The following is a 14,380-nucleotide window of genomic DNA, read 5'->3' as shown; positions in this document are numbered from 1 at the left end:
AAGTCGTACAAAATATTTCCCCAGTAGTACTACACAAAAGAGAAGTGCAGCTAACGAGGTCCAAATATACCAAGACATAATCGTGTGTTCTAAACGCAACCGTCCGGTTTCGGTAAACCTGCCACCCGACACGCACCCCGGGCGGGTCCTAACGGAAATAATTCATAAATATCCTTCAATTTCAATCCGGTTTCCTTGCAGATCGTCCGTACCATCGGGGCATTCCCCTTTTCCTCGAAGTTATTACGAATGATTTTTATAACTGCCCAATGATTGTCTGTTAAATTAGCGATTCCGTCCGCCTCGGCAAACAATTTTGCCACGTCTTCGTTCCAGATTGAAGGATCGGTGAGAAAACCGTCACCATCGACTTCAAATGTCTTTCCTTGAATTTCTAGTGTTGTCATAATGTTTTTTGGTTTTAGATTGTCTTGCAATATAATAAATATTTGAAAAACAACAATGATTTTGATGAGAGTTTTCCGCAATATAGGGTTAAATGTGAATTGAAAGATTACAGTATCGGTTGTTTTTCGCCTTTGTTGAATGCTGATAACGAGATTTGTGGTGCGGTAATTATGTTTCGGGATATTACAAGGGAATGGCAACAACAAAAATTTTTGCGGATATCGGTCAATGTCTTGCAAGCGTACTCCTGGTTTTATGACGTGGAGAATGATTCTTTGATTTTTGGCGAAGGCTTCACGGAAAGCAAGGAGGTAGAAGAAAGTCTGAATACCTTTGAAAAATTCGTAACACATATTCATCCGGATGACCGGGAAAAATTCGTGTCCGTTTTTAAGCAATTATCGAAAGAGGCGATGACGGAATTTGCGTTTGAATGTAGAATTGATTTCTTGGGAACAGGTGTTTTCCGCTGGTGGGAAAGCCGGGGTATTATGGAGATCGTGGAAATGGCAGACGGGAACGTGACGCGGTATTTCTATGGGATGGCAATAAACATACATCAACATAAGCAGGCGGAGGAGGAATTGGCTCGTGCTTTGCAAAGAGCTGAAGAGTCGGATAAATTGAAATCCGCTTTCGTGGCGAATATTTCGCATGAGATCAGAACCCCATTGAATAGTATAGTTGGTTTCACTAATTTGATGGTCGAAGAAGGATACTCGAACGAGGAGAAAAAAATGTTCAAGGATACCATATCGAATAATAGTCGGGATTTACTGGTTTTGTTGGATGATGTGTTAGATTTGTCGCGTTTGGAGGCAGGTCAGGAAATATTTTACTCGGGAGTATACGATATGCGTTTTCTGGTACATTCGGTGTTGGATATTGGGCATTTGAATGCCGTGGAAGGAGTTGAATTTATTGAAAGAGGACCACAAAATGAATTACTCGTTATAACGGACGAAGTGAAACTGACGAAGATATTTTTGAATTAATCAGAAATGCCAAAAAGTTTACTACCCGGGGATGCATCATTGTTGGTGCAATTGTATCGGATGATGGAAATTGGATCGAGTGTTTCGTGGAAGATACAGGACTTGGAATGTCTAAAGAATCACTCGGGCGTGTTTTTGACAGGTTCTTTAAAGTAAATGAATTTGTACAGGGAACAGGACTTGGTTTGCCTATATGCAAGGCAATTGTCGAACTGCTGGGCGGAGATATTCGTTTGACTTCGGAATTAAACAAGGGCACGACTGTTTATTTTAGAATACCTTATAGAAAACCGGAATAAGGAGGAATCCCAAATATTTTAGGGTGTATAACTGTGCAAATAAGTCATTATATGCCTTTTATTCTTGTTGCATTTATGCATCATGGACGCTCGTGAGCGAAGTTGTACCGAAGATGATCCGAAGTTGCAGCAAAGTTATTCCCTGTTTTCTTCTTTATTTCACCGTGTTTACACCTGCTTTTCCTCAGGAATGAAAAAAGCCAGCATTCTGCTGGCTTCTCTTGCTTGGCTCCTCAGGTAGGACTTGAACCTACGACCTACGGATTAACAGTCCGCCGCTCTAACCAACTGAGCTACTAAGGAATTTTTTCAAAAGCGATGCAAATATAGGGGTTTTGTGCTATTGTGCAAAATAATTTCGATGAAAATTTACCAGAAAATTGAAAATATTTTTGTCCGTTTGGCAGGTGTTTAGAAATCAAAGAAATAGAATTTATAAAAATATGAATACAAATGTATTTTATTTTGATTCTATTAAAAGTGTTAGGTTTTTTATATATTTGTGTGACTTAGAAAGGAACTAATGGTAGATATTGAAACGAGTATACTTCGAGATTTAAATAAAGGGAAAGAGGGTGCGTTAAAAGAAATTTATCGCTTGTTTTTTCATGCTTTATGTGCTTTTGGAAGTCGGTTTGTTAAGGATGATGCTGCCGTTGCCGATATTGTGCAGGAAGTATTTATAAAAGTATGGACTCGGCGGGAAAAGTTCGAGGCGATTTATTCCCTGCGTTCGTTCATGTATCTGTCCGTTCGAAACGCTTGTTTGAATTATAACCGTGACCGTTCCCGGGTGAAGAAGGTTTCCTTGAATGACACGGTATCGGAGACTTTTGTCGAGGAGGAGGAGTGTTTCGTGATTGAGGAAGAGCTTCATCGCCGGATTCGGAATGAGGTGGAGCGATTGCCCGAGGCGATGCGGAAAGTTTTCAACCTTACTTTGTTGGATATGTCGATCACGGAGATAGCCGAGGCTTTGGATGTATCGGAGAACACGGTTCGCAACCAACGCGCCCGTGCCCGTGAAATTCTCCGGGGAAAATTGAAAGACAAGATATTCCTGTTGTTTCTTTTTTATTTTGTCGATGTGAATTCTCCCGATTAATTTGGTTTTTTATTGTTTTCCGGTAGATTTATTTATGATCTGATTCATTTTTTCAAAAAAAAATGGGAAGGGAATAGTATGGCATATACTTTTTCGTGTTATAGGGATAAAAAGATCGTAAAAGATGTCGGAAGAGAATTTAAAAATTGCGGATATTATTTTTGCTTATATCGAGGGTTCAATCACGGGAAAGCAACTCGAGGAGTTGAAGGTATGGCTGGATACCTCCGAGAAACACCGGGTGGTATTTCAACAGTTGACACGAACGGATTCATTTCGGGATAAAGAAGCTGTTTACCGTCGATTTGAGCAATATTATGATTTTGACCAATTGAAAGGACGCCTTCGGGAACAAAGACGAATCGAATGGAGATACGCAGCTGCTGTAGCGGCAGTGGTTATCTTGCCTTTGTTGGTGGCTTTCTTGTTGCTGGAATGGCGGATTGATCCTTCCCTCGGGAAATATCCGAATGAAATGTCTTTATTGCCGGGGAAATCGATGGCAACCCTGACGTTGTCGGACGGGAGTACGAAGCCGTTGAATCAAGAGAACTTTGCTTTGGTGGACGGGAGCAAGCGGATCGTGAACAGTGGGGGAGGTTTAGCTTATAATGTAGAGGATACGATTTTTGTGGCGGAAGAAGTATTCAACACGATTCAGGTTCCCCGCGGAGCGGAGTATAATGTCACCTTGGATGACGGAACAAAAGTGTGGCTGAATTCAGAGAGTTATATCCGTTTCCCGGTTACTTTTTTAGGTGAAGAACGCAGGATACAAGTAGGTGGGGAAGTCTTCATTGATGTGGCCAAAGATTCCAGACGTCCGTTTATCGTGGATGCCGGAAAGCTTGATGTCAAGGCGCTGGGTACAAAATTCAATATCCGGGCATACCGGGAAGAGAATTGTATTATGACTACGCTGGTAGAAGGGCGTGTGCAAGTGGATGATCTTTCTGGGAAAGTTACGGTGTTGAATCCGTCGGAGCAGTTGGTTTACAATAAGGCAAGCGGGAAGAACGACGTGCGGAAGGTGGATGTCGAGTTGTTCGTGTCTTGGAAAGACGGGGTATATTTATTTGAGTCCCAGCGTTTGGAGAATGTCATGAGGCTAATATCCAAGTGGTATGATGTCAAGGTATTTTACCAGAATGAGGGGGTAAAGGATATTATATTCTCCGGAAGATTGAAACGTTACGAGAATGCGGAAACCTTGCTGAACGTGTTTGAGAGTTTGGGTGGGGTGCGGTTTACGGTGCAAGGGAAAATCGTCGTGGTAGAGGCAGAGTAAAGTAAATAAGCGGAAAGAAGGTGCAACTTCTAACCGCTTATGATGAATCCAAACCGGGTGAAACCGGGTGGGTATTGTTTAATCATATAATGGTACAAATGTATGAAAAAAAATCGAGAATGCTATCTCCGTTCGCCGGGGGTACGAAAAATTTTATTAACTATGCGTTTTTTAACTCTTTTCTTTTTTTGTACGGCAATGCATTTATCTGCAGCAGTACATTCGCAACATGTTGTGTTCAGTTTTAACTTGAAGAATGCAACGTTTGAGGATTTAATGAAAGAGATTCGCCAGCACAGCGATTATTATTTTATCTACAAAGACAGCGAAGTGGCGGGTATCAACAAGTTGAACAAACGGTTTAAGGCAGTGGACATCGACGAGATTCTCCGCGAGTGTTTAAAGGGAACAGGGCTGACTTATTCCGTAGAGGACAAATTGATTATTATTCGGAAAGCAAATGAAATGCATTCCCGAGACACGATGGTGGTCAAAGGGGAGGCTCGTTTGATAAAAGGTACGGTGGTAGATGAGAAAAAGAGACCGTTAGCGGGAGTGACGGTAGTGATCAAGGGGACAAGTGTCGGGGTTGCCACTAATGTAGACGGGGTTTTCAGTATAACGTTGCCGGTGGATACGGCTACTTTGATATTTACATTCGTGGGAATGGAAACGGAATACGTGAAAATAGCCGCTTTAAAGAAGGGGGGAACTCGTAAAGATTTGAGAGTTGTGATGAAAGAGGACAAGATTGCACTGCAGGATGTCGTGGTGACGGGCTACGCGAATATTCGGAAATCGAGTTTTACCGGATCGGCGACACAAGTTTCCCGGGAAGAGATATTAAAAGTTTCGAGTCGTAGTTTATTGGATGCTTTGCAGGTGTTTGATCCTTCATTACGTATTATCAAGAATAACGAGTTGGGTTCGGATCCGAACGCATTGCCTGAACTATATATCCGGGGACGTTCGGGACTACCGTCCGTGAAGGAGTTGGATATGATGGAATCTACCGATGTATCGGAATTCGCATTAACTAATAACCCGAATTTGCCCGTGTTTATCCTGGATGGTTTTGAGGTATCTATCGAGAAAATTTTTGACTTTGATGTGCAACGAGTAAAGGATATTACGATACTGAAAGATGCTGCAGCCACGGCTATCTATGGTTCGCGTGCGTCAAACGGTGTGATCGTGGTTGAAACTTTGGCCCCGCAACCCGGGGAATTAAGAATCTCGTACAGCGGAAACCTGGGAATCACAGCCCCGGATTTAAGTAGTTATAATTTGATGCATTCGAAAGAGAAACTGGAAGCGGAAGTGGCTGCCGGGTTATTCGAGCCGTGGAGATTTGAAGGATTGTATTCGGCAGAAGATGAATTGAATTCGTTGATGTGGAATTATCTTCAAAAACGGAATCGCGTATTAATTGGCGTGGATAATTATTGGCTTTCCCAGCCCTTGAGAACGGAAATTAATCATCGGCATAGCGTGTATATCGAGGGAGGGGCAGAACATATCCGTTTCGGGATCGAGTTACGCTACGACAATGAGAACGGAGTCATGAAAAAATCTTATCGGGATAGAATGGGTGCCGGAGTAACTTTAGACTATTGATTTAAAGGAGTGCAGATTCGTAATCAGGTTTCATATGATGTCGTGAAAGCTAAAGATTCTCCTTATGGAGATTTTGGAGATTACACTTCCAAACAGCCATATGACTATTGGCGGGATCCGGATACTGGAGAATTGTTGCAAACGACGACACAATGGGGTAATTATGGCGGCTCGTCGGACAATCCGCTATACGAGGCGGTAATCGGTAATTACAGTAAGAATGGGTATTCGGAGTTAACGAACAATTTGGCCTTGAATTGGTATATCAATGATTACCTGTTGATTAAAGGACAATTTGCAGTTAGTTATAAAGATTCGCACACGGATAAATTCACGGACCCGGAATCCGGTACGTACGGTCGGATCGATTTGTTCAAGAAAGGTGATCTGGCGAAGGAACGAAAAGAGGAAATGAATTGGAATATGAATGTGTTCGGGGCGTACAATCGCACGCTGGGACTGCATAATTTTAATTTTTCTGCGGGATTTAACGTTAAAGCGACGAAAGATGATTACACGAAGTCAAAATATCGCGGATTCCCGGATGCGAAAAGAGATTCACCCGCTTATGCTTATGAAATCGTGGAGAAACCGACATTCACGGATAATAAAACGCGTTTGGTCGGGATGTTCTTGATGCTGAATTATAGTTTTAAGGATATCTATTTGTTCGATGCTTCTTACCGGTACGACGGGTCTTCTCAATTCGGTACGGATAAAAAATGGGCTCCTTTCTGGTCGCTCGGTACAGGTATCAACTTGCACAATTACGAATTTATGAATGGATTCTATTGGATTCCCATGCTTAAGATTAAGGGCAATATCGGAGAGACCGGAAGCGCAAATTTTGAACCTTATATGGCGAGGAATACTTTCGAGATTATGTTGGATGACTGGTATCCCACGGGTATCGGGGTAAAACCGAAGGCGTTGGGTAATCCTAATTTGACTTGGCAAAAGAAGTTTTCGTGGAATATCGGGGCAGAAATAGGAGTAGTAGGGAATAGAGGTGTTATAGAATTTAACGTGTATAATGAAAAGACGAAGTCGTTGATCAACGATGTGTCTATTCCGTCGTCATCAGGATATTCCAAGTATAAGGATAATGTCGGGGAGGTAATGAATCGCGGGTTTGAAATAGCTTTGAAGAGTGTACGCGTGTACAGTGATAAAGATGTTGACGTGATTCTTTTTGGAAATATGTCCCATAATGTCAATAAACTATTGAAAATATCGGAATCATTGAAAGAGTACAATTCTCGTATCGATGAGTTTTATGAAGGGTACAGGGACCAGAGTCTGGTTACCAATCAATTCTTGTTGATTTATGCCGAATCGAATAAAGTGTATGCCACGCCGATTATGAAGTACGAGGAGGGAAATTCTACCAACACGATTTATGGGATGAAATCTTTAGGTATTAATCCGGCGAATGGTAGGGAAGTTTTCCAAAAACGGGATGGAACGATTACCTATACATGGTCTTCGGACGAACAGCAGAAGATCGGGAATGAAGATCCATGGGGAGAGGGTGCGTTCGGTTTGAATTTCCGTTACAAGAACATTTCTTTATACACGACGTTTTTGTATTCTTTCGGAGGAGATAAATATAATAAAACGTTGCTGGATAACGTGGAGAATGCAAACTTGAACAATTATAATGCTGATAAACGAGTGTGGACGGAACGTTGGCAGAATGTAGGTGACGTGACCCCCTTGAAAGCATTGAAGGATAGGTATTATATTACCCGTTCGACTTCCCGGTTCGTGCAGAAAAATAACTACGTGACCTTTAATTCTTTGACTTTGTCATACGATTTCAATCGCGAGTTACTCGATAAGATCGGGTTCACTTCTTTGAGATTGCAATTCAACATGAAGGATGTGGCTACTTTTTCGACGATTAAACGAGAGATGGGCTTGTCCTATCCGTTTGCGCGTACCTTTAATTTTTCACTGAGTGCCGGTTTCTAAAATAATGAAAGGAATATTATGAGAAAGATATGGATTATATTGTTATTGTCAATGGGACTGTTGAGTGCCTGTGATGACTTCTTGGACGTTACCTCCGATAATGTTGTTGTTGAAGACGAGTTGTTCGCGGATTATAAGGGGGTGAGGATGGCTGTGAACGGAGTCTATCGGGAGTTATCCGGTAGCGGATTATATGGGTATAATTTGATGTGGGGATTTGCCAGTGCTTTGGGGCATAATTATCAGACCTCATCAACCAGTTATCTACCTACGGGTTTGTATTATGGCGCCCAGTTTAACTGGGAGAATTCCTCCGTGGAAGAGATTTCCGAGACGATGTGGAAGAAGGCTTTTAACGTGATTTCAACGTGTAATAACATCATTCAACAGGTTGAAGCCAAAGACACGAGTTTTTTTGAGGTCGGGAAGACGGAACGGGATATGATTCTAGGGGAGATGTACGGCGTACGCGCTTTATTGCATTTCGAGATGTTCCGATTCTATTGTCCGGCACCCATTACGGGATTATCCGGGAAAATGCCTTATGTGGAAATGTACCCGGATTATCAGCCGAAGCATAGGGAGGCAAGTGAAGTCATGTCGCTTATTATTCGGGATATGGAAAAGGCGAAGACGATGCTGGCGGAAGTGGATACTGTTTTTTGCCGTTCCTGGTGTAGTTCTATGACAAGCCGGATTCGGCAAAGCAATTCGTGGTCGTCTGCCCCGCCAAATGAGTTTATGAGTTACCGGGGATGTCGCATGAATTTCTGGGGTGCTACGGCATTATTGGCACGTATGTATATGTATAACGGGGATGAAGATATGGCGTACGAGAATGCCCGGATTATTTATAGTTTCCATACCAGAAATTGGTTTCGGTGGACAAGTGCCTCTTATCAAGGTTCGATTTCAAGTGTGGAATATATTCATACCAAGAGACCGGAAGAGATTCTGTTGTGTTTTTCAAATAACAATAACTATGATCAGTGGGAAGCACGAATCGGAACTAGTAACTATATGTTCAGGATGAAAAATATCGATCATTTATTTGCCGGAGATGAGGATGATTACCGGAAAGTGGGGTGGTATAACCGGTATGGGTTCCAGCGTTACCTGACATGGATCAGACCGGTAGGCTCGAGTTATAATGCGACGAATCTTGCGACGAATCAAGGACCGTTATTGCCGGTGATCAGTTTTCCGGAGATGTATCATATTATGATAGAGTATTTGATCGACAAGAATCGTATTCCGGAAGCGGTGACATTGTTTAACACGTTGCGACGTAATCGCGGGGCTAAAGCCGCACTTCCTGAGACCATCTATCCGGAGGATTTGAAAGAGAAATTGGTCTATGATATTATTCGGGAAACCTTGACTTCCGGTCAGACATTCTTCATGTTCAAACGATTGAATCGGAATATTTACAACGGGAGTTCTAATATCACGATGGAGCCGAAGAATTGGACAATGCCATTGCCACAGAGTGAAACTGATTATCAATTTTAATTAGGACATTATGAAAAAAGTATATTTATTAGCGATTGCTTTATTCCTGATTCTATTGTCATGCCAGCGGGATGATATTATGGTTTATCGGGATGGCAACTACGTACAGTTTGTGAAAAATCTCGTGGATTCTTCTACTTGTTCTTTTCTTGCTTACCCAAATGATAATCAATTGGATTTTCCTGTTTTAGTGGAAGTTATCGGGTTACCTTCACAACAAGATCGTGCATACAAGATCGTTGTGGCAGAGGAATTCACAAATGCGAATGATGATTCGTATATTTTACCGACAAATTTTATTATGAAAGCGGGGACAGTGATTGATACTTGTTGGATCACTTTTATCAAAACACCGGATATTAGTCAACAAGCGAAGAAGCTTACTATACGATTGGCTGAAACCGATGATTTTATGTTGGGGCAATCCAATTGTTTGGGAAATATTATTTATACATCGAACGTGATTGCAAAGCCGGATTGGTGGAATTCAACTGTGACTAGTAGTTATTTGGGAGATTACTCGGATAAGAAATATCGTTTATTTATTCAGGAAACTGGAAAAGCCGATCTTGACCCGAGTGATGCCAATGAACTACGCTATTACACGATTATCTTCAAGAATTATTTGTTGAAGGAGAAAGATAATAAAACTCCGGTACTGGAAGATGATGGGACAGAGATGCAAGTCAAATTAATTGGTGGATAATTAAAAACGTTTGTTATGAAATTGAAAGTAATAATTATTTCATTATGGGCATTTATATGCTTGTTAATGGCCTGCTATGAAGATAAAGGGAATTACGATTTGGTTGATTATAACCAAATAGAAAAGATGGCATTGGTGAGTTCATTGTCCAAATCTTCAATAATCTTGGGAGATACGTTGAAACTTGTTATGGATTTTACGTGGAAATATCCTGATCGGGATACTTCGGATGCAGCTTTTGAATTTGTGTGGAAACAGACTTGGTCGGGAGATACTATTTCCAGGGAAAGAAATTTGATATATGTACCGGACGAATGTGGGACATTCAATTATTATCTTTTTGTTACGGAAAAGGCAACGGGGGTGGTAAGTCGTTATTCTGCTAATGTTACGATAAAATCGCCTTATATGGTCGGTTGGATAATTGGTAGTATGAAAGACGGTAAACCGGCAATTAATTATATCCGGAGAGATTCTTGGAAAGATGATGATAATAAAACACATTATTTCTGGTCGGATTTTCCAGACTTGTATTCGGATTTGCAACCGGGCTCTCCTTTGCCCAATGCCAATTTATTATCCGTTACGGCGTACACGATGGATAATACCGAGGATGAGGTTGTTGTCATACAGGAGGGAGGATATGCTACCGTGTTGAATGGAGATAATTTGGGAAAGGTGCTTGAATTGCGGGATGAATTCCAGGGAGCTGCTTATCCTACCGGGTTTGAACCCATGGCTTTTTGTCGCGGGGGATATTGCGATTTTGCCATAGGATTGAACGGAAATATTTACTGGAGGCGGAATCAGAATTCTTCAGCAATGCATCACGAGGCGTATTTTATGGATATACCGGTGTATTTCCCGGGTGGAGGTTCTAAAATATCAAAGGTTTTTGATGTGAGCACAAATAAATCTAATTGTATTTTGTTGCATGATGAATTGAATAATCGGCTTGTGGGGTGTTATACCAGTTATAGTTCCGGGAATAGTTATTTAGGTGCCAAATTGGATATAATAAACACGAATGATCCGAATACATTCATGGATTTGTTGAATTTGGGAGACAATAAATTGATTTATTGCGGTGACCACACTGATGGCAAGAATTTCGTGACGATAGTCAAAAATGCAAGTACAGGAGAATATATATATCAGTCATTTATGTTAAATGGAAATTACGAGACGCGTACTATAATCGATGCTACGCAGGAAGTATTTGCCGGGAACAGTTTAGTTTCTGATAATACCGTGTACTGGAGGCTTCGTTTGTCTGGTTATCTGTATTTTGGAGAAGGTAGTAAATTGTATTTCTACGATGTGAATACGAAAGTTGTGAAAGAATACACGGATTTCGGCAATGGAGCCAGAATTACCCATATTATGCAAGATGCCGATTGTACAAGAGTGGGAGTGGCATTGAATGACGGAAGATTTTATATCTGTGATGCGATTAATCCTGAAATATTAGGAGCTGCACATCCGGGAGAAACGGGAATATTGCATCGGGTACACGGTCTTGGGGATATAAAGAGTGTTAGTTGGAAGTGGGGTGGTTATTATAATCTAGTGTTTGATCGTTATCAATAATTTAGAAATGAGGCTGTCCGAAAAGTATCGTTTGTCATGCTAAGCACTGCGAAGCATCTCTTGTCGCAAGGCTTTGAGCAGGAGATGTTACCGCATTCAGAATGATAAACGAGTTAAAGACGCTTTTCGGGCAACTTTTGTTCTTGACTTGTCATAAAAACAAGTTAAGGGGTGTTGTGTGTTTTAAAATTAATATCACGTGTGAAATTTAAACGAAAGAATTATGAGTAAATCAATTCGGATTTCTTTCTTGCTGGTTGTGTTGTGTGTTCTTGGGGGTGGGAATGATGCGTTAGCAAGAAAAAAGAAAACTGCCGACAAAGGCAAAGAGATAAAGAAGGAAACTCCTTACGAGAAGTTATTTAAAGGGAAATGTGAAACGGTAAAGGGATTGATGACGATTCACAAGACAGACAATAAAGTGTATTTCGAGATTCCTCTCGAATTATTGAATCGGGATATGCTGTTAGGCTCCACGATTTCGGAGACCACGAGCAATTGGTTCGGGAGTGTCGGGGAGAAACCGACCGATCCGTTACACGTGGTATTTACCCGGACAGACTCTATTATTAGCCTGCGGCAGGTAAATATCCCGTACGAAACAGAGGTGGAAAGTCTTCGGCAGCGTATTGCCGAGAGTACCCGCCCTGCTGTGATGCATAATTTCGGTATCTTGGCTTACAATCCCGATAGTACGGCTGTCGTGATTGACGTGAGCGAATTCTTTTTGGCAGATAATGAACTGATGACCCCGTTCTCACCTTATGCCCCGATTTTGGGACAAGGACGCTGGATCGTGAAGGAATTTAAGAAAGATAAGTCCCAGCTAGGAAAAGTCAAGGCTTTCGCGGACAACGTGAGCGTACAATCTTCTTTGAGTTACGAGGTGAACGTGCGTGACGGGAGGTATTATTATATATATAAATTGCCGTTCACGGCAGTGCTGACGCGTAGTTTTGTCCTGTTGCCGGAGAAGCCCATGCGTCCTCGTTTTGCAGATCCCCGTATCGGAATATTTTACAGCAACAGGTCTGCTTTCAGCCACGAGAACAAGGGCGTGGAAACGAGGTATTACGCGAATCGCTGGCGTTTGGAACCTGTCGATGAGGCGGCTTACAGGCAAGGAAAATTGGTTGAGCCGAAACAGCCGATCGTGTTTTACGTGGACAACGCTTTCCCTGAAAGTTGGAGAAAGTATATTAAAGCCGGTGTAGAGGAATGGCAGAAGGCTTTCGAGGCGATTGGGTTCAAGGATGCCATCTTGGCAAGAGATTTTCCCGCGGATGATCCCGAGTTTGATCCCGATAACTTGAAATATTCGTGTGTGCGCTATTCGCCTTCTCCCGTGCAGAATGCCATGGGTCCCTCGTGGACTGATCCCCGGACAGGTGAAATATTAAATGCTTCTGTTTACCTGTACCATAATCTGGTGAAGTTGGTACAGGACTGGCGTTTCTTGCAAACTTCTCCTGCTGACCCCGACGTGCGCAAAGTGATGTTTGACGAGGAAACCTTGGGAAGTTGTATCCGCTACGTGGTAGCTCACGAGGTAGGGCACTGTCTAGCATTGATGCACAATATGTCCGGTTCGGCAGCTATCCCGACGGATTCCTTGCGTTCCCCGTCGTTCACACGAAAATACGGGACGACCTATTCGATCATGGATTATGCCCGAAACAATTACGTGGCACAGCCCGGTGATAAGGAACGGGGCGTAAAGCTGACACCGCCGGATTTGGGCGTGTACGACCTGTACGCTATCAAATGGCTGTATACTCCTTTGTTGGACGCACGAAATGCCAAAGAGGAGGTGCCTACGTTAAATCGATGGATTGCCGAGAAATCGGGTGACCCGGTGTATCGTTACGGGAAACAACAGATATTCTCTCGTTTCGATCCGAGTTCCGTGGAGGAGGATTTGGGCGATGATGCTATCAAGTCGTCTACCTACGGGGTGAAAAATTTGCAGTACGTGCTTGCCAATATGAGTGATTGGGTAGAGAAGGATGACTCGGATTACACTTTCCGCCAGGGGATGTATAATGAAATCGTGTACCAGTACGTGCGTTACGTGAACCACGTGTTGCTGAACATCGGCGGGCTTTATCTCAACGAACGCTATGACGGGGATGCTCTGCCGAGTTACGCCGTCGTGCCGAAAGAGAAACAGCAAAGGGCTCTTCGTTTTTTGCTGGGGCAGCTCGGGAATATGGATTGGTTGAATGCTCCCGGAATGCAGGCTCAATGGGGATTGATGAGCAATATATCTACCGAGTTGGAAGATAAAATATTTGGGGCAGTAATGTCCCGCCTGGGATCGGTTGCATTGAGTGCCGTAAAGGACGAGAATGCGGAAACATATACACCTCGGGAGTTTTTGGCTGACGTGCAGGATTTTGTGTTTGCCCCAACCCGGAAAGGAAGGACGTTGACGGTATCCGAGAAGAACTTGCAAATGAAACTATTATCTAACGTGATGTTGTTCTCCGGCGTGGCGAAGAAAGGAATGTCTGGAGATCCGTTCTCCGTGGTGTCCGCTAGCCGGATGATCGAGGTGCCCGAACCCGTGAAAGCTTATAGCCGGGAACGTTATGGCATACTGCCTGCTGAATGGATGGGAGTGTTCTCGAACCGGGAAGCCGTTGCTGTTTGCCGGGAGGCGGTTCCGGTGACAACTTTGCCCGGAAATATCGAACGGCAGGGATTCGGCTACTGGGTGAATGTCAATACTAACATAGTAGTCGAACCTTTGGATCATTTGTATTTCGATATGTTGAGGAAGATACAGTCTTTGATCAAGGGCAAGGTGAACACGGGGTCAGAGGATACTCGCCAACACTATCGCCTGTTACTATACAAATTGGAACAAGCGTTTAAATAATCTGC

At 42.7% G+C, this 14,380-nt stretch carries 11 protein-coding genes and 1 tRNA gene; 10 read left to right on the top strand and 2 right to left on the bottom strand.

What is annotated here, in order from left to right:
- Positions 1-89: 89 nt before the first annotated feature.
- Entirely contained in the window at positions 90-407 is a 318-nt protein-coding gene (locus A3CY_RS0107840; protein ID WP_018337361.1) for a TusE/DsrC/DsvC family sulfur relay protein, read from the bottom strand.
- 42 nt (positions 408-449) lie between these two features.
- On the opposite strand from A3CY_RS0107840, the gene A3CY_RS21955 reads away from it, so the two are divergent.
- Together A3CY_RS21955 and A3CY_RS22700 are read left to right on the top strand one after the other, a co-directional pair.
- A complete protein-coding gene (locus tag A3CY_RS21955) occupies positions 450-1,403 on the top strand; it encodes a sensor histidine kinase (RefSeq protein WP_018337360.1) in 954 nt (317 codons plus the stop codon).
- Positions 1,352-1,702, top strand: coding sequence for a sensor histidine kinase (locus tag A3CY_RS22700; protein ID WP_081619441.1), 351 nt, complete (start codon positions 1,352-1,354; stop codon positions 1,700-1,702). The genes A3CY_RS21955 and A3CY_RS22700 overlap by 52 nt, the downstream gene beginning before the upstream one ends.
- A 226-nt stretch (positions 1,703-1,928) precedes the next feature.
- Here the strand turns inward: A3CY_RS22700 and A3CY_RS0107825 are convergent.
- Positions 1,929-2,005, bottom strand: a tRNA-Asn gene (locus A3CY_RS0107825).
- A gap of 220 nt (positions 2,006-2,225) precedes the next feature.
- Here A3CY_RS0107825 and A3CY_RS0107820 point away from each other — a divergent pair.
- From A3CY_RS0107820 to A3CY_RS0107790, 8 genes are all read left to right on the top strand, one after another.
- Positions 2,226-2,807, top strand: a complete 582-nt coding sequence (locus A3CY_RS0107820) for an RNA polymerase sigma factor (RefSeq protein WP_018337358.1) — start codon at positions 2,226-2,228, stop codon at positions 2,805-2,807.
- A gap of 124 nt (positions 2,808-2,931) precedes the next feature.
- On the top strand, positions 2,932-4,095 hold the full coding sequence (locus tag A3CY_RS20530; protein WP_018337357.1) for a FecR family protein: 1,164 nt from the start codon (positions 2,932-2,934) through the stop codon (positions 4,093-4,095).
- A gap of 162 nt (positions 4,096-4,257) precedes the next feature.
- A complete protein-coding gene (locus A3CY_RS22920; RefSeq protein ID WP_018337356.1) occupies positions 4,258-5,712 on the top strand; it encodes a SusC/RagA family TonB-linked outer membrane protein in 1,455 nt (484 codons plus the stop codon).
- A gap of 9 nt (positions 5,713-5,721) precedes the next feature.
- A complete protein-coding gene (locus tag A3CY_RS22915) occupies positions 5,722-7,686 on the top strand; it encodes a TonB-dependent receptor domain-containing protein (RefSeq protein WP_018337355.1) in 1,965 nt (654 codons plus the stop codon).
- An 18-nt stretch (positions 7,687-7,704) separates the two neighbouring features.
- The gene (locus tag A3CY_RS0107805) at positions 7,705-9,198 is read left to right on the top strand and encodes a RagB/SusD family nutrient uptake outer membrane protein (protein ID WP_018337354.1); all 1,494 of its coding nucleotides are present in this window, start codon (positions 7,705-7,707) and stop codon (positions 9,196-9,198) included.
- 10 nt (positions 9,199-9,208) lie between these two features.
- Entirely contained in the window at positions 9,209-9,904 is a 696-nt protein-coding gene (locus A3CY_RS0107800) for a DUF4843 domain-containing protein (protein ID WP_018337353.1), read from the top strand.
- A gap of 15 nt (positions 9,905-9,919) precedes the next feature.
- A complete protein-coding gene (locus A3CY_RS0107795) occupies positions 9,920-11,494 on the top strand; it encodes a PKD-like family lipoprotein (protein WP_018337352.1) in 1,575 nt (524 codons plus the stop codon).
- 223 nt (positions 11,495-11,717) lie between these two features.
- Positions 11,718-14,375 carry a zinc-dependent metalloprotease gene (locus A3CY_RS0107790; protein ID WP_018337351.1) on the top strand — a complete coding sequence of 886 codons (2,658 nt, stop codon included), beginning with the start codon at positions 11,718-11,720 and terminating at the stop codon, positions 14,373-14,375.
- The last annotated feature ends 5 nt before the right edge of the window (positions 14,376-14,380 follow it).

Origin of the sequence: Butyricimonas synergistica DSM 23225 (genome assembly GCF_000379665.1) — a bacterium.
GTDB lineage: Bacteria > Bacteroidota > Bacteroidia > Bacteroidales > Marinifilaceae > Butyricimonas > Butyricimonas synergistica.
Note: the sequence above shows the minus strand (reverse complement) of the source record. Positions and strands in the feature narration are given on the sequence as shown.